This is a genomic window from Azospirillum sp. UENF 112521, from assembly GCF_058780665.1.
The window spans coordinates 451,151-468,305 of record NZ_JBSNCI010000002.1 but is presented as its reverse complement, the minus strand read 5'-3'; the positions used below and the strand labels follow the sequence as shown (position 1 = coordinate 468,305).

At 67.4% G+C, this 17,155-nt stretch carries 18 protein-coding genes and 1 riboswitch; of the genes, 1 reads left to right on the top strand and 17 read right to left on the bottom strand.

Annotated features, from left to right (window positions below):
- Positions 1–22 precede the first annotated feature (22 nt).
- From thiC to ffh, 16 genes are all read right to left on the bottom strand, one after another.
- Positions 23–1,750 carry a phosphomethylpyrimidine synthase ThiC gene (gene thiC / locus ACWPN8_RS04425; RefSeq protein ID WP_492240014.1) on the bottom strand — a complete coding sequence of 576 codons (1,728 nt, stop codon included), beginning with the start codon at positions 1,748–1,750 and terminating at the stop codon, positions 23–25.
- A 132-nt stretch (positions 1,751–1,882) separates the two neighbouring features.
- Positions 1,883–2,017, bottom strand: a riboswitch (TPP riboswitch).
- Between the two features lie 77 nt (positions 2,018–2,094).
- Positions 2,095–3,078, bottom strand: a complete 984-nt coding sequence (locus ACWPN8_RS04420) for a magnesium transporter CorA family protein (protein WP_109449983.1) — start codon at positions 3,076–3,078, stop codon at positions 2,095–2,097.
- Positions 3,079–3,159: 81 nt separating this feature from the next.
- Complete coding sequence (locus ACWPN8_RS04415) at positions 3,160–4,773, bottom strand: FliM/FliN family flagellar motor switch protein (protein ID WP_492240013.1); 1,614 nt, start codon at positions 4,771–4,773, stop codon at positions 3,160–3,162.
- A gap of 112 nt (positions 4,774–4,885) precedes the next feature.
- Positions 4,886–5,182, bottom strand: a complete 297-nt coding sequence (locus ACWPN8_RS04410; protein ID WP_492240012.1) for a hypothetical protein — start codon at positions 5,180–5,182, stop codon at positions 4,886–4,888.
- Positions 5,183–5,201: 19 nt separating this feature from the next.
- The gene (gene argB / locus ACWPN8_RS04405) at positions 5,202–6,101 is read right to left on the bottom strand and encodes an acetylglutamate kinase (RefSeq protein ID WP_098740533.1); all 900 of its coding nucleotides are present in this window, start codon (positions 6,099–6,101) and stop codon (positions 5,202–5,204) included.
- An 82-nt stretch (positions 6,102–6,183) separates the two neighbouring features.
- Positions 6,184–7,482, bottom strand: a complete 1,299-nt coding sequence (locus ACWPN8_RS04400; RefSeq protein ID WP_109449977.1) for a cation:proton antiporter domain-containing protein — start codon at positions 7,480–7,482, stop codon at positions 6,184–6,186.
- Positions 7,483–7,495: 13 nt separating this feature from the next.
- Positions 7,496–8,179, bottom strand: coding sequence for a ribosome biogenesis GTP-binding protein YihA/YsxC (gene yihA / locus ACWPN8_RS04395; protein ID WP_109449975.1), 684 nt, complete (start codon positions 8,177–8,179; stop codon positions 7,496–7,498).
- 114 nt (positions 8,180–8,293) lie between these two features.
- The gene (yidC, locus tag ACWPN8_RS04390; protein WP_109453089.1) at positions 8,294–10,021 is read right to left on the bottom strand and encodes a membrane protein insertase YidC; all 1,728 of its coding nucleotides are present in this window, start codon (positions 10,019–10,021) and stop codon (positions 8,294–8,296) included.
- Between the two features lie 55 nt (positions 10,022–10,076).
- Positions 10,077–10,406 (bottom strand): membrane protein insertion efficiency factor YidD, encoded by a 330-nt coding sequence (gene yidD, locus ACWPN8_RS04385; protein WP_109449973.1) that lies wholly within the window; start codon positions 10,404–10,406, stop codon positions 10,077–10,079.
- Positions 10,407–10,421: 15 nt separating this feature from the next.
- Complete coding sequence (gene rnpA / locus ACWPN8_RS04380; RefSeq protein WP_098740537.1) at positions 10,422–10,808, bottom strand: ribonuclease P protein component; 387 nt, start codon at positions 10,806–10,808, stop codon at positions 10,422–10,424.
- 8 nt (positions 10,809–10,816) lie between these two features.
- Positions 10,817–10,951, bottom strand: a complete 135-nt coding sequence (gene rpmH, locus ACWPN8_RS04375; protein WP_012973146.1) for a 50S ribosomal protein L34 — start codon at positions 10,949–10,951, stop codon at positions 10,817–10,819.
- A gap of 101 nt (positions 10,952–11,052) precedes the next feature.
- A complete protein-coding gene (gene rplS, locus ACWPN8_RS04370; RefSeq protein ID WP_109150133.1) occupies positions 11,053–11,448 on the bottom strand; it encodes a 50S ribosomal protein L19 in 396 nt (131 codons plus the stop codon).
- 41 nt (positions 11,449–11,489) lie between these two features.
- Complete coding sequence (gene trmD / locus ACWPN8_RS04365; protein WP_492241370.1) at positions 11,490–12,236, bottom strand: tRNA (guanosine(37)-N1)-methyltransferase TrmD; 747 nt, start codon at positions 12,234–12,236, stop codon at positions 11,490–11,492.
- 59 nt (positions 12,237–12,295) lie between these two features.
- Complete coding sequence (gene rimM / locus ACWPN8_RS04360; RefSeq protein ID WP_492240011.1) at positions 12,296–12,871, bottom strand: ribosome maturation factor RimM; 576 nt, start codon at positions 12,869–12,871, stop codon at positions 12,296–12,298.
- An 88-nt stretch (positions 12,872–12,959) separates the two neighbouring features.
- Positions 12,960–13,316 (bottom strand): 30S ribosomal protein S16, encoded by a 357-nt coding sequence (gene rpsP / locus ACWPN8_RS04355; protein ID WP_042704821.1) that lies wholly within the window; start codon positions 13,314–13,316, stop codon positions 12,960–12,962.
- 61 nt (positions 13,317–13,377) lie between these two features.
- Positions 13,378–14,763: a signal recognition particle protein gene (gene ffh / locus ACWPN8_RS04350; protein WP_376958309.1), complete on the bottom strand. Its 1,386-nt coding sequence runs from the start codon at positions 14,761–14,763 to the stop codon at positions 13,378–13,380.
- Between the two features lie 333 nt (positions 14,764–15,096).
- On the opposite strand from ffh, the gene ACWPN8_RS04345 reads away from it, so the two are divergent.
- Complete coding sequence (locus ACWPN8_RS04345) at positions 15,097–16,449, top strand: pentapeptide repeat-containing protein (protein ID WP_109453085.1); 1,353 nt, start codon at positions 15,097–15,099, stop codon at positions 16,447–16,449.
- Between the two features lie 39 nt (positions 16,450–16,488).
- Here ACWPN8_RS04345 and ACWPN8_RS04340 read toward each other — a convergent pair whose 3' ends face one another.
- Entirely contained in the window at positions 16,489–17,133 is a 645-nt protein-coding gene (locus tag ACWPN8_RS04340; protein ID WP_492240010.1) for a hypothetical protein, read from the bottom strand.
- Positions 17,134–17,155 lie beyond the last annotated feature (22 nt).

Below are 17,155 nucleotides of genomic sequence, written 5' to 3'. Positions count from 1 at the left end.
GCGACCCGCCCCCCGCCAGACTTTATTCCGCTGTCGGCTGGTAAATCTCCCCACCCGACTGGCGGAACTTCTCCGACATCTCGGCCATGCCGGACTCCGCGGCGTCGCGGATTTCCTGCGTGATCTTCATCGAGCAGAATTTCGGCCCGCACATCGAACAGAAATGCGCGGTCTTGGCGCCTTCCGCCGGCAGGGTCTCGTCGTGATAGGCCATCGCCGTGTCGGGATCGAGCGACAGGGCGAACTGGTCGCGCCAGCGGAATGAGAAGCGGGCACGCGACATGGCATCGTCGCGCAACCGCGCCGCCGGGTGTCCCTTGGCGAGATCGGCGGCATGGGCGGCGATCTTGTAGGCGATGACGCCGGCCTTAACGTCGTCGCGGTCGGGCAGGCCGAGATGCTCCTTCGGCGTGACGTAGCAGAGCATCGCCGTGCCGAACCAGCCGATCATCGCCGCACCGATGGCACTGGTGATGTGGTCGTAGCCGGGTGCGATGTCGGTCACCAACGGCCCGAGCGTGTAGAAGGGCGCCTCGCCGCACAGCGCCAGCTGCTTCTCGACATTGTGCTTGATCTTGTGCATCGGCACATGGCCCGGCCCTTCGATCATCACCTGCACGTCGCGCGCCCAGGCGATCTTGGTCAGCTCACCAAGCGTCTCCAGCTCGGCGAACTGGGCGGCGTCGTTGGCGTCGGCCTGGCTGCCCGGCCGCAGCCCGTCGCCCATCGACAGCGCCACGTCATAGGTCCGGCAAATCTCGACGATGTCGGCGAAGTGGTCGTAGAGGAAATTCTCGCGGTGATGCGCCAGGCACCATTTGGCGATGATCGAGCCGCCGCGCGAGACGATGCCGGTCACCCGCTTCGCCGTCAGCGGGATGTGGGCCAGCCGCAGGCCGGCATGGATGGTGAAGTAATCGACGCCCTGCTCCGCCTGCTCGATCAGCGTGTCGCGGAACAGCTCCCAGGTCAGATCCTCGGCCCTACCCTTCACCTTCTCCAATGCCTGATAGATCGGCACGGTACCGATGGGAACCGGGGAGTTGCGCAGGATCCATTCGCGGGTCTGGTGGATGTCGGCGCCGGTGGACAGGTCCATCACGGTGTCCGCCCCCCAGCGGATCGACCAGACCATCTTCTCCACCTCCTCCTCGATGGAGGAGGTCACGGCGGAATTGCCGATGTTGGCGTTGATCTTGGTCAGGAAGTTGCGGCCGATGATCATCGGCTCCGACTCGGGATGGTTGACGTTGGACGGGATGATCGCCCGCCCGCGCGCCACCTCGTCACGGACGAATTCCGGGGTGATGAAGTCGGGAATCTCGGCGCCGAAATCCTCGCCGTCCCGGGCAGCCTCCAAGGCGGCGGCGCGACCCAGATTTTCGCGGATGGCGATGTATTCCATCTCCGCGGTGACGATTCCGGCGCGGGCATAGGCCATCTGGGTCACCGCCCCGCCACCCTTGGCGCGCAGCACGCCGTTGTCGGCGGTCTCGACATCGCCGCGCGCCAGGATCCAGTCGCGGCGGTGCTTGGACAGGCCGGTCCGGACGTCGATGGCAACCGACTCGTCGGTGTAGGGACCGGAAGCATCATAGACGGTCAGCTGCGGCTCGCCGCCCGACAGCGCGATCTCGCGCAGGGCGACGCGCAGATCGGGGAAGCGCGTGCCGGGCACGTGGATTTTCCGCGACGACGGCAGCGGGCCGGTCGAAATGCGGATGGCGGTCTCGTTGAAGTCCTTAGGCATTGGGTTTCTCCGTCGGAGGTGGGCGGACAAACCCGGGACTGCGGACGGAGGTGCGGTATCTTCGTGCGGGCCGTTCTCGGAATGGCTTCCCCGGCGTGGCGGGGCCGATACGGCCGGACGGGGCGAGAATCGGCCCGTCACGAGGTCCCTCCCTTCGCCGGTATGACCCGGATCAGGTTCGAAGGGTCACCACGCTGCCGGCTTGCGCAGTGCGCCGCCCGGCCGTTGGTATCTCAGCCCCCTGTCGGGACCCCCCTGGAATGCGGCCCATCCTGCCGCCGACGGACGGTCGTGTCAAAAGGAAAGCGCTGCGGACGATCCGCCTGCCATATTGTGGAAACGCGCTACATCCAGCGTTTCGACCGGACATAGACCATCGGCAGCAACGCCGACAGCAGCATCAGACCCAAGGCGCTGGCATAACCGAAGGGCGACTGGCTGCCGGGCATGTCGGTGAAGTTCATGCCGCCGATGCTGGCGACGAGGGTCGGCGGATAGAGCAGGACGGTCAGGACCGACACGATCTTGACGATCTCGTTCTGCTCGACATTGATCTGTCCCAATGCGGTGTCCAGCGCCAACGCGACCTTTCCCGATAGGAATCGGGCATACTGGTCGAGCCCGCGCAGATCCTGCAGGGTGGTCTTGGCCCAGCGCCGCGTCGCCTTGCCGGCGTTCCAGCCGTCGCCGCGCGCCAGGAAATCGGTCATGCGGGTGAGGCTGGCCAGACTGATCCGCGCCTTGCCGATCAGATGGCCGGCATGGCCGATGCGCTTCAACGTCTGGGCGTCGTCCAGCGTCTCGCCGCGGGAGCGCAGCTTGCGCCCGCGGAAGTAACGGCGGTTCAGCGCATCCATTTCCACCCCGGTCCGCCGCAGCACGACGGAGGTGCGGTCGATCATCCCGTCCACCAGGGCGGCCAGCACCAGCTCGCCGCGGGCGGCGGAGACCTGCCCATGGGTGGCGCGGCGGCGGAAGGCCAGCAGGGCCTGCGGGTCGATGTCGTGGATGGTCACCAGCCGCCGGCCGGCCAGAACGAAGCTGACGGTGGCGATACGCGGCTCGTCGGTGTCGGCCCAGACCAGGGCGGTGACGGTCATGGTCAAGGCACCACCGGCCACGCGCAGACGGCTCGATTCCTCGATCTCCGCCATCTGCTCGCGGGTGGGCAGGCCGGTGCCGATCAGCGCCTCCGCCCGCGCCAGCTCGTCGGGCGTCGGGTTGATCAGGTCCAGCCACACGGCAGTGTCGGGCAGCGTGACCGACACGTCTGCGGCCTCCCTGTCCCAGCGCAGCAGACCGCCGTCATTGACAAAAACATGCAGCAAGTCTGCGCTCCTCGCGTGGCTTTGAACTGAGCTTATCCTTTGCCCATGTGGAACAGCAGGACGGCAACGTGATCGACGGCATCACCCCCGCGCGCTCGCCATTTCCAGCAGACGCACCCCAAACCCTCCATTTACGTCAACCAGTTCGCCATGGGCAATTGCCTGCCCTTCGACACAGACATCGACCGGCGCCTGAACCGGACGGTCCAAATCCAACACGCCCCCATGGATCAGCGCCAGAATGTCGGCTAGGCGTCGTTCCACCGTGCCAACGATGACCGAAAGCGTCACTTCCACCTCAAGCAGGGCGGACATTGCCGGCTTCGCTCCGGCGTCCGCCACCGATGCAGCCATCTGGGGGAGTTGACGGGGGATCTCCAGGTCATCCGGTTCGGAGGCGACGACAACCCGCCAGCACCGCTTGCCGGCACGGAGCCGCCCGGTCACCAGCGAGCGCCCCGCCACCTCGACGCGGACGGCCCCATCGGAGTCGCCGTCGACGGCAAAGACCGTCCCAGCTGCCGCCGCCAGCAGATCGCATAATGGCAGCTGTATCGTACCGACCACAACCTGCACGGTCGTCATGCTGTGCAGCGTCTCCCGCACCAGATGGCGGCGCCACAACGGATCATTGCCGAAGCGTTCTCCGGCAAACATGGACTGAAGCTGTGGGCGCACCGGTTCCAAGAGCCCATAGGGCAGGAGCAGATCCAGGCCACCGCTCCGCCCCTCCAGTTCGACCGCGAGTCGCACGCACATGCAGCCGCAAGACGGTCGGGCGATGGTCGCAAAACGCGGGGATGTTTCGATGCGGTCCGCATCGAAACGCACCGTGCCCACCGGCTGGAAAGCCGCTCCGAGGTCGCCCAGCAGCCGGTGGGCCATCCCCATCGCCAACTCAAAATCAAATTTGCTGAGAGTGCGCGACGGAATGCGCAGGCAAACATCGGCCGGATCGCCGCCGAGCAAGGCTTCTCCCAACGCCTCGACAAAGGCCCGGTCGATGGCGAGCAGTCCGTAATCGTCCCAGGGATCCGCACGAAACGGGATCAGCGGCCGTTCGCCCGTCTCGTCATCGATCCAGTCGGCAAAGCGCACCGACCGCATGCTCATCAGAGCCACATCCACAGACGCACCGCTATGGGCGCGCAGGGAGGTGGCAAGCATGCGCACGAAACGGTCGATCACCACCTCGAGCATCGGCAGGCGGTCTACCGAAACCCGCCTGTTCTGGAGCAGGGCCGCCAGGCCCGATGACAGAACCGGCGGGGTCCAGCCTGCCTCCGCATCCTGCGCCGGTGGGCTGGGCCCGACGACGGTATCCATGGGGGCGGTTTCCACGGGGGCGGCATCGGCGGCAACGCGAAGCGCGTTTTGCCGGTCCGGTGCCACATGGTCGAGAATACGGGCGAGGGCCTCCGCCCCGACGGCGGACTCCGCAGACTCGGCCATCGTCAGCACTTGGTCGAGAACCGCGAGCGCGGCGGGGGATGGCCGACGTGTGCGCGACAGGCAGCGCACCACAAGCGGCTGAAGCTGGTCGTCCAACGCCATCAGCGCCTCGGCCGCCACTTCAGCTGGAAGAGCGGACAGCACCGCAGCAATGGTCTGGGGCGCCTCGCCACCGAGAAGACGGGCAAGCCGGTCAGCCGGCACAGTCCGCAAACCGCACAAGGGAACTCCGTCCGCCGCCATGCCGGCCTCCCAGGCAGTTCTGCGCAGAGTGGATCCCGAATGGCCCTGCCAGAGATTCGGGTCCTGGCGAATGCTCACCGCCGACCACGAGAGCAGGCGGAACACCAAAAGTCTAGACGATACGACCGCCGCGACGTGGCTTTTCGGGCGGTTTGGCGGGCGCGGCCTTCCCCCCGTCATCGAGGTCCAGCATCGCGCCCTCGTCCTTCAGCGCCTGTTCCAGCTTGCGGCGGAAGGCGCCGCCATCCCGCTTGGCGTCGAGGAAATGGCCGACAGCCTCCTTCGCCGCGTCGCTGTCATAGGGGACCTTGCCCAGAGCGGCCAGCCGGGCACGCTCCACCAGCTTCGGGTCCATCTTCTCGCGGATGGCCTTCATCTGGCGGAGCAGGTCCTTGCGCAGGTCGTTCATCGGGTCCCCATAAGCAGCGTCAGGCCTTGCCGATCAGGGTGCCGGCGCCACCCTCGGTGAAGATCTCAAGCAGCAGCGCATGCGGCACGCGGCCATCCAGGATAACAGCGGCATCGACGCCCTGCTCCACCGCACCGATGCAGGTCTCGATCTTCGGGATCATGCCGCCGGACGCGGTGCCGTCGGCGATGGCCTTGTGGGCATCCTCCAGCGACATCTTCTCGATCAGCTTCTTTTCCTTGTCGAGCACGCCGGCGACGTCGGTCAGCAGGAAGAAGCGCGCCGCCTTCACCGCCGCCGCGACCGCGCCGGCCGCCGTGTCGGCGTTGATGTTGTAGGTGTCGCCATTCACGTCGAAGCCGACCGGCGCGATCACCGGGATGATGTCCGACTGGGCGAGCGCATGCAGGATCTGCGGGTTGACCTTGTAGGGCTCGCCGACGAATCCCAGGTCCAGCACCCGCTCGATGTTGCTGTCGGGATCGCGCTGGACGCGCTCCAGACGGCGGGCGGTGATCAGGTTGCTGTCCTTGCCCGACAGACCGACGGCACGGCCGCCGGCGCTGTTGATGGCGGCGACGATCTGCTTGTTGATGGAGCCGGCCAGCACCATCTCGACCACCTCGACCGTCTCCTTGTCGGTGACGCGCAGGCCGTCGATGAAGCTGGACTTGATCTTCAGACGCTCCAGCATCTGGCCGATCTGCGGCCCGCCGCCATGGACGACCACCGGGTTGATGCCGACCTGCTTCAGCAGGACGATGTCACGCGCGAACAGCTCCGCCAAGCTGGCGTCGCCCATGGCGTGGCCGCCGTACTTGATGACGAAGGTGCTCCCGGCATAACGGCGCATGTAGGGCAGCGCTTCGGACAGGGTACGGGCCTTGGCGAGCCACTCGTCACGGGTGGGAGTCTGCACGGGAGGATGCCCTTTGTCGGGGTGGAGTGTCGGGCTTCTTTAACGGAAAGGTCGGCCGGTTGCCTAGGGGGCAATTTATCGGTCACACACCCCCGTGACGGCCTCCTGCGGCCGCGGCAGCCGTGCCGCCGGCCGGACGCCACAATCCGGCCAGCCGCGTCATCGGCTGGGTCAGCGCGGTGACGGCCACCGCCATCAGCACCATCGCCGAAAAACAGGGGCCGGACAGCACGCCCGCCTCCAGCAGGACGGTCAGGACGATGACCTCCATCAGCCCCTTGCACGGCATCAGCGTGCCGAGCCGGAGCGCGTCGGGCCAGGACTCCCCGGTCCAGCGGGCGGGCAGCGTGGTGCCGGCCATCTTGCCGGCGATGGTGGCGAGGCTGGCGAGGGCGAAGACGGTCCATTGCGCCGGATCGTCCAACGTCAGGGTCACCTTCAGCCCGGTCAGGGTGAAGAAGAAGGGCAGCAGGATCAGCGTGGCAAAATGCTCCAGCCGGTCGAGGATCGCCGCCGCATAGCGGCGCGGCATCGCGCTGCCCGCTATGAAGGCGCCCAGGATATAATGCAGCCCGATCAACTCGGTCACCGCGGCCGATGCCAGCAACGCCGCACAGGTCACCACCACCGCGGTGTCGCCCATCCGCCCGTCCGGCGCCACCCGCTCCAGCAGGCGGTCAAGCAGCGGGCGGACCACCAGAACCGTCGCCCCGACATAGGCAAAGCCCAGAAGGCCGACCTTCGCCACCGCCCAGGCGTCGCCGCCGCCAGCCGCCCCATCGGCGGTCGACCAGGCCAGCACCGCGGTGATCAGCAGCCAGAGCAACGCGTCGTTTACCGCGGCATAGCCCAGCGCCAGCCGCCCCACCCGGTCGCCCAGCAGGTCCATCTCGCGCAGGATGGCGCCCAGCACCGGCAGAGCGGTGACGCCGACGCAGATGCCGAAGCCGGCGGCGAACAGGCCGGGTGTGGCGCGCGTACCGGTCATGGCGGGAAAGGCGCCGGCCAGCCACCAGCCCAGGGCCCCGCCCAGCAGGGTCGGCACCAGCATGCTGGACAGCGCCACCGTGGCGAAGGCCCCACCCCGCCCGCGGAACTCGGCGGGATCGAGATGGAGGCCGGTCAGGAAAGCGAAGAACACCACGGCCATCAAGGCCAACCCGGACAAGGGCGCGAGCGCCGCCGGTGCGAACAGCACGCCCCACAGATCGGGAACCAGCCGGCCGAGCAGCGACGGCCCCAGCGCCACCCCGAACAGGATCTGGACCACCACCATCGGGGCGATGTGACGACCGCCGCCGAGCCGCCACAGCAGAAACGGCCCGGCGATCAGCAGCAGGGCCTGCATCAGGAACAGCAGCGCGGGAGACAGACCGCCCATCGCCGCGGCCCGCCTATTCCGCGCCGAGTGCCAGGGCGGCGAGGCTGGCGCGCAGTTCCGCGATGCCGATGCCCTTCTCGGAACTGGTGACATGGATGTCGGGGAAGGCGGCAGGGTGCTTTTTCAGCCCGGCCTGGGTGTCACGGCGAACCTTGTCGAGATCCGCGGCCTTGACCTTGTCCGCCTTGGTCAGCACGACGACGTAGGGCACCGCCGTGCGGTCGAGCATCTCCATGATCTCATGGTCGTGGGGCTTCATCCCATGGCGCGAATCGATCAGCACCAGCGCCCGGCGCAGGGTGACCCGGCCGCGCAGGAAGCGGCGGACCATGTCGTTCCACGCCTCCACCTTCTCCTTCGATTCCTTGGCATAGCCGTAGCCGGGCATGTCCACCAGCTTCAGTCGATTGCCGAGGTTGAAGAAGTTCAGCTGCTGCGTGCGGCCCGGCGTGTTGGAGGTGCGGGCCAGCGTCTTGCGTCCGGTCAGCGCGTTGACGAGGCTCGACTTGCCGACATTCGACCGGCCGGCGAAGGCAACCTCCGGCAGGTCCGCCTCGGGCAGCTGGTTCAGCGCGTTGGCGCCCCAGACGAAGTCGCATTCCTTGGCGAACAGCAGCCGGCCGGCCTCCAGCGCGGCCTCGTCGAAGCCGGAAACGATGCTGGGGGTGTCGGGGGTCGGCGTGGCGGGGCTGGTCATGGCGGGCGCTCTCGTTTGGGTCGGCTAAAAAACATACCGCCGGCAGAGGCCCGTCAAGGGTCTTTGCCGGCGGCAGGTCTCAGGCATTGGGCAGGGGGGTCAGGACCTGACGGATCAGGCCTTCACGCCCATGCGCTTCATGATGGTCCACTGCTGCAGAACCGACAGGGTGTTGTTCCAGGCCCAGTAGATCACCAGACCGGCCGGGAAGCCGGCGAGCATGAAGGTGAAGACGATGGGCAGGAACTGGAACACCTTCGCCTGGATCGGGTCCGGCGGGGCCGGGTTCATCTTCTGCTGGAACCACATCGTCACGCCCATGATCAGCGGCCACAGGCCGAGATGCAGCATGGCGGGCGGATCCCAGGGGATCAGGCCGAACAGGTTGAAGATGGTCGTCGGATCGGGCGAGGACAGGTCGTGGATCCAGCCGAAGAACGGCGCATGCCGCATTTCGATGGTCACGAACAGCACCTTGTAGAGCGAGAAGAACACTGGGATCTGGATCAGGATCGGCAGGCAGCCCGACACTGGAGAGACCTTCTCGCGCTTGTACAGCGCCATCAGCTCCTGGTTCATGCGCGCCTGATCGTCGCTGAACTTCTCGCGCAGCTCCTGCATCTTGGGCTGCAGGGCCTTCATCTTGCTCATCGCCTGATAGGACTTGTTGGCGAGCGGGAAGAAGACGGCTTTGACGCAGACGGTCAGCACCAGGATGGCGACGCCGAAGTTGCCGATGATGCGGCCCAGGAAATCCAGCGCGTAGAAGAACGGCTTGGTCAGGAAGTAGAACCAGCCGAAGTCGATCGCCAGATCGAAGTTCTTGATGTTCAGCTTCTCGGAGTAGCCGTCGAGCAGCTTCACCTGCTTGGCACCGGCGAACAGACGGCCGGTGTTCTCGGCCGAGGCGCCCGGCGCCACCGTGACCGGCGCACCCATGGTGTCGGTCTGGTAGCGGTCGGTGTTGGCAACCTGGTTGTAGAGGAAGCGCGCCGTGACCTTCTCGTTCGGGTCGGGCACCAGCGACACCAGCCAGTACTTGTCGGTGATGCCGACCCAGCCGCCGGTGGTCTCCTTGGCGATCGAGCCGGCCTTGCGGACGTCGTCGTACTTCTCTTCGGTCAGCGAGCCGTTGAAGACGCCGAGCGGGCCTTCATGCAGGATGTAGTAGCCCGACGTGTGCGGCGTGCCGCTGCGCGACACCAGGCTGTAGGGCAGCAGGGTGACAGGGGCGGTGCCGGTGTTGCGGACGGTCTGCGTCACCGTGAACATGAAGTCCGGGTCGACGGCGATCTTGCGCTCGAACACCAGCCCCTGGCCGTTGTCCCAAGTCAGGGTCAGCGGCTTGTCAGGGGTCAGCGCGGCGCCGTCGGCGGTCCAGCGGGTGGTCGCGGTCGGAGCGGCGATGCCGGCGCCCTGCGGGACCCAGCCGAACTCGGCATAATAGGCGGCGGGCGTGCCGGCCGGGGCCAGCAGCACGATCTCCGGGCTCTTGGGGTCCGGGGTCTCGTGGTACTGGGCCAGCGTCAGGTCGTCGATGCGGCCGCCGACGAGGTTGACGGAGCCGTGCAGGGCCGGCGTGTCGATCTTCACGCGGGTACCGGCCGCCAGCTGCTCGGCGAGCAGGACGGGGCGCTCCTTCGCGACCTCAGCCGTGGCCGGAGGCTGCTGGGCGGGCACGCCGGGGGCCGGCACCGGCACCGACTGCTCCGTCTGGGCGGCCTGCTGGGCGGCGAGTTGCTTCTGCTGCTCCACCCGCGGCTTCTCGTAGAAAAACTGGAAGCCCAGAAGGATGGCGATCGACAGGGCAATCGCGATGATGAGGTTGCGTTGGTCGGTCATGGCGTCCCGGTTGCCGTGGGGCCTTTGGAAGAAGGGCGGCGTGTGCGCGGCCTTGTTACGGGTTTTCGCCGGGCTGGGCAACCGCCGCATGCCCCTTTTCCCGCAGTCCGCAGCGATGCGGCGCCAGGGGCGCCGGCCGCGGCACGGGATCGGGCACGGGATCCCAGCCCGACCCGCCCCAGGGATGGCAACGCCCGAGCCGGCGCACAGTCAGCCATCCCCCCCGGATGGCCCCATGCTTTTCCAGCGATTCGATGGCGTAGCAGGAGCAGGTCGGCTGGAAACGGCACTGCCAGCCCACGAAGGGCGACAAGGTCCAGCGATAGAGATAGACGAGCGCGCGGAGCAGGTGCGCGAGCGGGCTGAGGCCGGCGATGCGAAACATGACGTCGCGAGCCTCCTACCCTTCCGCCTCGCGCCACAGGCCGAGGCGCTTCAGCCCGGCGGCAAGGTCGCCGAGCAGGTCGGTCCACGGCCGCTCGGCCGTGCCGCCGCGGGCGACCAGCACGAAGTCGTGGCCGGGCGCCGCATGAACGGTCAGAATCTGCCGCGCGGCCTCACGCAAACGGCGGCGGGCACGATTGCGCACCACCGCGTTGCCGACCTTGCGGCTCGCCGTCAAACCGAGACGGATTGGCGGACCGCCTTCGGCGGGCCGCTGCTTGTCGTCGTGCCGGCGCACCTGGAGGATCAGGCCGGGAGCCACATGCTTTCGCCGTGTCCCGGCCACGGCCAGAAATTCCGGCCGCCGCATCAGGCGCCCGACCTCGTGGCCCGGCGCCGCCATAGCGGGGATCAGGCGCTCAGAACCTTGCGGCCGCGGGCGCGGCGACGGGCGATCACCTTGCGGCCGCCGACGGTGGCCATGCGGGCGCGGAAGCCATGACGACGCTTACGCACGATTTTGGACGGCTGGAACGTGCGCTTCATGGCGCCTACTCCTTAAACTTTGCTGATGGTGACGGGAAGAAAGCGCCCAGCCGGACGGCCGGGCGCCGTATCTATGAACCTGAACCGAACCGGAAGGCGCCTTACTCGGCAGCCCGGCGGCCGTTGACCATGCCGCGGCCGGTCGTGCGCTCGGCGATGCGGGCGGCCTTGCCGCGCAGATCGCGCAGATAGTACAGCTTGGCGCGACGGACGGCGCCCTTGCGGACCAGCTCGATCGAGTCGATGCGCGGGGAGTACAGCGGGAACACGCGCTCCACGCCCTCGCCGTAGCTGATCTTGCGAACGGTGAAGGAGCTGTTCACACCGGCGTTCTTGCGGGCGATCACGACGCCCTCATAGGCCTGGACGCGCTCGCGCGTGCCCTCGACGACCTTCACGTTCACGCGGACGGTATCGCCCGAGGAGAACTCCGGGATCGTCTTGCCACCGAGGGCCTTCTCGATCTGCTCCTGCTCGAGCTGCTGCAACAGGTTCATAGCACTACCCCTTTTCTATCGGCGCGCCTCGCGGCGGACCGTCACTCCGGTTTCGGGTCGCGCCGGCGAGCCTGCCGCCGACCCTTGTTCGTAACAGTTACTGCCGGACGGCTCGCCTGGTAGAGCGACCACAGGTCCGGCCGTCGGGCCTCCGTGATCTTCTCCGCCTCGGCCAGCCGCCAGGCCTTGACCTTCCCATGGTGACCGGACAGCAGAACCTCCGGCACCGTGCGCTCCACACCCTGTCCGTCGGTCCAGACCGCCGGCCGGGTGTAGTGGGGGTATTCGAGCAACCCCCGTTCGAAACTCTCTTCGCCCGCCGTCTCAACATTGCCCATGACACCGGGGAGCAAGCGCACCACGGCATCCATCAGGCTGAGCGCGGCGAGCTCCCCGCCGGACAGCACGAAATCCCCGAGGCTGACCTCTTCGAGGCCGTGCGCATCGAGGACCCGCTGGTCCACCCCTTCGTACCGGCCGCAGAGCAGCGTCACCACCGGGGTGGCGGCCAGCTCCTTGACCAGTTCCTGGTTCAGCACCCGTCCGCGAGGCGACAGATAAATCGCCCGGCCGCGTCCCGGTGCCCCCACAGGTCCCGCCGTCGCAGTCAAAGCCGCGTCCAGCACGTCGGGCCGCATGACCATGCCGGCCCCTCCGCCGAAGGGGGTCTCGTCGACGGAGCGGTGTTTATCGCGCGCGAACGAGCGAATGTCCACCGATTCCAGCGCCCAGACTCCATTTTCCAACGCCTTGCCCGCCAGCGAGTGGCCGAGCGGCCCCGGAAACATTTCCGGGAACAGCGTCAGAACCTTGGCCGTCCAGACCCGCGGACCGTCGGCGCCGTGATTCACGGCCCCTCCTCCCCGCTCCGGTCTCCATCCTCTTCACCCTCCTCCGCCTCGTCACCGGAGTCCTCGCGGGCCTCGATCACGGCGGGAAGGTCGACGACGATGCGGCCGCCCCGGACATCGACCACCGGCACGCAGGCCTTGGAGAAGGGAAGCATCTCCAAAGGCCCGCCTGCGGTCCTGATCTCCAGCACGTCGCCGGCGCCGAAGTCGTAGATCGCCTTCACCGTGCCGTAGACGGTTCCGTCGGCGAGTTCCGCACGCAGGCCGATCAGATCGGCATGGTAGAACTCGTCCTCGTCCTCCGTCGCCGGCAGAGCGCCGCGCTCCACATAGAGCCGCACACCGGCCAGGGCTTGCGCCTGTTCGCGGCTGGTCACCCCGTCGACCTTGGCCAGGAAGTTGTCCTTGACCATGCCCTGGAGCGTCACCGTGAACCGGCGGGTCCCGGTCTCGTCCGACATCGGGCCGTAGGTCATGACGTCGGCAGGTTCGGCGGTGAAGCTGCGCAGCTTCACCAGCCCCCGCACGCCGTGCGATCCCGCGAACTGGCCGACACAGATTTTGGCGGTCATCGAAGGAGCACCCGGCACGTCGTCACGACCTCAACCCTGCGGGCCAACCGGCCCGACCTTACCTTTAGACCCAACCTCAGCCCCAAGGTCAGCCTTCTGCGGCAGCCGCGGCAGCGGCGGCCTCGGCCTTCAGACGCTCCTGCGCCTTGGCCTTCGGAGCCGACTTCTTCGGAGTCTCGCGGACGGCGGGCTTCTCGACCAGGCCGGCAGTGGCCAGGAAGTGAACGACGCGGTCCGTCGGCTGGGCGCCGACCGACAGCCAATGCTTGGCGCGCTCGGCGTTCAGGATGATGCGCTGCTCATGCTCGCGCGGCAGCATCGGGTTGTAGGTGCCGATCTTCTCGATGAAGCGGCCGTCACGCGGGCTGCGGGCGTCCGCGATGACGATCGAGTAGAACGGACGCTTCTTCGCACCACCGCGAGCCAGACGAATCTTCAAAGCCATTGGTCGAAACTTTCTCTTCTCAAGTCAAACAGGTATCGGGTGATTTCGAGAGGCGGTCAGGTCAGCCGAAAGGCCCCTTGCCGCCAAAGCCGCCGAGTCCCTTCGGCAGCAGGTTTCCGAGGCCGCCGCGCAGCATCCCCTTCTTCCCAAGCTTCTGCACCTGCTTCATCATTCCGCGCATGGTCTCGAACTGCTTCAGCAGCTTGTTGACCTCCTGCACCGAAGTGCCGGAACCGGCGGCGATGCGCTTGCGGCGCGAAGCCTTGATCAGGTCGGGGTTCTTGCGTTCCGCCTTGGTCATCGAGGAGATGATCGCCTCCTGGCGCTTGATCATCCCGTCGTCGACGTTGGCGTCCTTCAGCTGGTCCTTGATCTTGCCGATGCCCGGCAGCATTCCCATCAGGCCGGACATGCCGCCCATCTTGCGGAGCTGCTTCAGTTGCATCGCCATGTCGTCGAGGTCGAAGCCCTGGCCCTTTTCCATCTTGCGGGCGAGCTTTTCGGCCTCGTCCTTGTCGATGGTCTCGACGGCCTTCTCCACCAGCGACACCACGTCGCCCATGCCGAGGATTCGGCCGGCGATGCGGTCGGGGTGGAAGGGCTCCAGCGCGTCGATCTTCTCGCCGACGCCCAGCAGCTTGATCGGCTTGCCGGTGATCTGGCGCATCGACAGGGCGGCACCGCCGCGCGCGTCGCCGTCGATGCGGGTCAGCACGATGCCGGTGATACCGACCTTGTCGTTGAAATTGGTGGCGACGGTGACGGCATCCTGGCCGGTCATCGCGTCGGCGACCAGCAGGGTTTCCACCGGCTTGGTCGCGTCGCGGACGGCCGCGACCTCCGCCATCAGCTCCTCGTCGATGGCGAGGCGGCCGGCGGTGTCGAGCATGACGACGTCATAGCCTTCGAGACGGCCGGTCTCGATGGCGCGCCTGGCGATGGCGACCGGGTCCTGGCCCGGCACGATCGGCAGCGTGGCGACGCCGGTCTGCTCGCCGAGAACCTTCAGCTGCTCCTGGGCGGCCGGACGGCGGACGTCCAGCGAGGCCATCAGGACCTTCTTGCGGTCCTTCGTCTTCAGGCGCAGCGCGATCTTGGCGGTGCTGGTGGTCTTGCCCGAACCCTGGAGGCCGACCATCAGGATCGGCACCGGGGCGGCGGCGTTCAGGTTGATCTCGGCGCCTTCGCCCAGCATCTCCACGAGGTTGTCGTGGACGATCTTGATGACCTGCTGGCCGGGGGTGACCGACTTCAGCACCTCCTGCCCGACGGCGCGTTCCTTCACCTGGGTGACGAACTGCTTGACGACGGGCAGAGCGACGTCAGCCTCCAGCAACGCCACGCGAACTTCGCGCAGTGCGGCGGAGACGTCCTCTTCGGTCAGCGCGCCACGGCGGCGCAGCTTGTCGAAGATGTCGCCCAGGCGTCCGGTCAGGCCTTCGAACATGCGATACTCGTTCCCCAGTTCCGGGTCCAGCGTCAGGGCCGCCACCCGCACAAGCACGAAAGCGCCAGTGCGCGAATTTCGCGGACTGGCGGAGATACCCGGCGTTGGGCCGGGGTACCCGGTCTATCGGCTTTGCGGAAGACAGGTCGGCGGACCATAGAGAAGCCGGCAGGCCGAGTCAACCGCCACAGTCGGTCTTTTGCTGTCGTCCTTACGTCTGCCTTGCCCGGAGGCGGTTATCGGCCCCAAGCTTGTCACAAGCCATCAACCCTTAACCAAATTTTGGCGACTCTTTCGGATTATGAGTCACCAAATAGAGAAGGTATGCCGGCGATGTCGTCCGCCCAGGGCTTTGGGTCCAACAGCCCGCGAACCAAGCTGACCCAGAGCCAGCTCAACGCGATCCTGTTGCGGCACCAGGCATTCCGCAAAAGCCAGCCCGGCGGCGTGCGCGCCAACCTGAAGATGCGCGACCTGTCGCACCTCGATCTGTCCGGCATCGACCTGTCCGACGCCGACCTGTCGGGGGCGAAGCTGTTCAGCGCCCGGCTGACCGGCGCCAACCTCGCCAACGCCAACCTCTATGCCGCCGACCTGCGGCTCGCCAACCTGGAGAAGGCGGATCTGCGCCGGGCCGATCTGCGCGGCGCCTGCCTGCGCGGCGCCGTGCTGAGCGAGGCGACGCTGGTGGAGGTCGACCTGCGCGACGGCACGCTGCTGCATTACGACTCCAGCGGCGAGATGTACGCCCATGAATATGAGGATTCCGTCCTGACGTCGGAACTGACGGCGGCGACCATCCGCGGCGCCGACCTGTCGCGGGCCAAGATCGCCAACGCCTTCGTCATGCAGACCGACCTGACCGACGCCGTCCTGCGCGGCACCAAGTTCATGCGCGCCAACCTGACCGGATCCAACCTGACCGGCTGCGACCTGACCGACGCCGACCTGACGGAGGCGAACCTGTCGGGCGCCCGGCTGTCCGGGGCGGTGATGACCGGCTGCGCCATCAACCGCACCAATTTCAGCGGCGCCACCTTGATCGGCGCCATTCTGGACGCGGCGCAGATGCGTTCGCCCAACCTCCAGGCGGCGGTGCTGGCAAAGACGCTGGAGAACCCGGAGGACGACCTGCGCGAGATGCTGATGGAGCATCTGAGCTGGATCGACAGCGGCGGCAAGGCCGGCAAGCGCGCCGACCTGTCGGCGCTGGACCTGTCGGGGCGCAGGCTGGACGGGATCAACCTGTCGGCGGCGATCCTGCAATGCATCGCGCTGCGCGGCGCCAACCTGTCGGGTGCCGCCATGGCGATAGCCGATATGTCGCTGGCCGACCTGCGCAAGGCCGACCTGTCGAAGGCCGACCTGCGCGGGGTGAATTTCGAACGCGCCACCCTGACCGGCGCCAACCTGACCGGCGCCCAGCTCGGCCCCGTCCATATCCAGACGATGAGCGGCCATGTCTGGCGGGCCAACCTGCAACGCGCCCGGCTCGGCATGGCGCTGCTGTGCAAGGCCGACCTGCGCAAGGCCAACCTCTCCGGCGCCAATCTCGCCGGTGCCGACCTGAGCGGCGCCAACCTCAGCGAAGCCGACCTCACCGGTGCCGACCTGACCGGTGCGGTGCTGGACGGCGCCACCATGGACCAGGCGATCGTCGAGGAGGCGATCGGGCTGGCCAGCTGAGCGGTCGGTTCAGGACTCCGAATTCAGGCGGCCAAAGTTTTAAACGGAGGGCCCGCCCCGCTGCGCCATCCAGTCGCCGGAGCCGTAGACGCTGCGGACATGGCGGACCAGCAGGTTGCGGGCGTCGATCAGCTGGCCCATCCGCTCGCGGCAGGCGACGATGCCGGTGTCCGGATGATAGACCGGCGCCAATTCGCGGAAGCGCCGCCGGACCTGATCCTCGTCGAAGCACCATTCATTGACGAAACCGAACAGCTGGGCGGCGTCGCGCACCTGCGTGATGCGGCCGTCGAGCGGCTGGAAGGACAGGCGTTGCAGCGCGTGGGCCAGCGTCTTGTTGCGGTAGCCCAGCGTCTCCACCGCGGCTTCGAGCCGGCGGACATCCTCGCCCGGCAGGATGCGGGCGCCGGGATCGGCAAGCGCCAGGGCGGCGGCCAGCGCCTTGCGGATCGCACCGTCGCTGGCGTCGATCTCTCCCACCTCCAGCAGCGCCTCCCCCTCCGGGTCGCGCAGGCCCGGATCGGCACCCCCCTTCGGCGCCAGCAGCAGGGCGGCGGCCACAAGCATCGGCACTGCTGCCCCGCGGGCGGCGGCCAGCTCCAGAACGTCGGCACGGAACCGGGCGCCGCAGGGCACGGCACGGCCGGGGGTCGGTGAGGAAGCGGTCTCTTCCGGTGCGGTCATCGTCGGCGCCAACACTTGGTGG

Coding starts and splice junctions, on each gene's coding strand:
- thiC (WP_492240014.1), bottom strand. CDS start 1,750: ATGCCTAAGGACTTCAACGAGACCGCCATCCGCATTTCGACCGGCCCG.
- ACWPN8_RS04415 (WP_492240013.1), bottom strand. CDS start 4,773: ATGGCGGCGGACGGAGTTCCCTTGTGCGGTTTGCGGACTGTGCCGGCT.
- ACWPN8_RS04410 (WP_492240012.1), bottom strand. CDS start 5,182: ATGAACGACCTGCGCAAGGACCTGCTCCGCCAGATGAAGGCCATCCGC.
- ACWPN8_RS04400 (WP_109449977.1), bottom strand. CDS start 7,482: ATGGGCGGTCTGTCTCCCGCGCTGCTGTTCCTGATGCAGGCCCTGCTG.
- yihA (WP_109449975.1), bottom strand. CDS start 8,179: ATGACCAGCCCCGCCACGCCGACCCCCGACACCCCCAGCATCGTTTCC.
- yidC (WP_109453089.1), bottom strand. CDS start 10,021: ATGACCGACCAACGCAACCTCATCATCGCGATTGCCCTGTCGATCGCC.
- yidD (WP_109449973.1), bottom strand. CDS start 10,406: ATGTTTCGCATCGCCGGCCTCAGCCCGCTCGCGCACCTGCTCCGCGCG.
- rnpA (WP_098740537.1), bottom strand. CDS start 10,808: ATGGCGGCGCCGGGCCACGAGGTCGGGCGCCTGATGCGGCGGCCGGAA.
- rpmH (WP_012973146.1), bottom strand. CDS start 10,951: ATGAAGCGCACGTTCCAGCCGTCCAAAATCGTGCGTAAGCGTCGTCAT.
- rplS (WP_109150133.1), bottom strand. CDS start 11,448: ATGAACCTGTTGCAGCAGCTCGAGCAGGAGCAGATCGAGAAGGCCCTC.
- trmD (WP_492241370.1), bottom strand. CDS start 12,236: ATGTTTCCGGGGCCGCTCGGCCACTCGCTGGCGGGCAAGGCGTTGGAA.
- rimM (WP_492240011.1), bottom strand. CDS start 12,871: ATGACCGCCAAAATCTGTGTCGGCCAGTTCGCGGGATCGCACGGCGTG.
- rpsP (WP_042704821.1), bottom strand. CDS start 13,316: ATGGCTTTGAAGATTCGTCTGGCTCGCGGTGGTGCGAAGAAGCGTCCG.
- ffh (WP_376958309.1), bottom strand. CDS start 14,763: ATGTTCGAAGGCCTGACCGGACGCCTGGGCGACATCTTCGACAAGCTG.
- ACWPN8_RS04345 (WP_109453085.1), top strand. CDS start 15,097: ATGTCGTCCGCCCAGGGCTTTGGGTCCAACAGCCCGCGAACCAAGCTG.
- ACWPN8_RS04340 (WP_492240010.1), bottom strand. CDS start 17,133: ATGACCGCACCGGAAGAGACCGCTTCCTCACCGACCCCCGGCCGTGCC.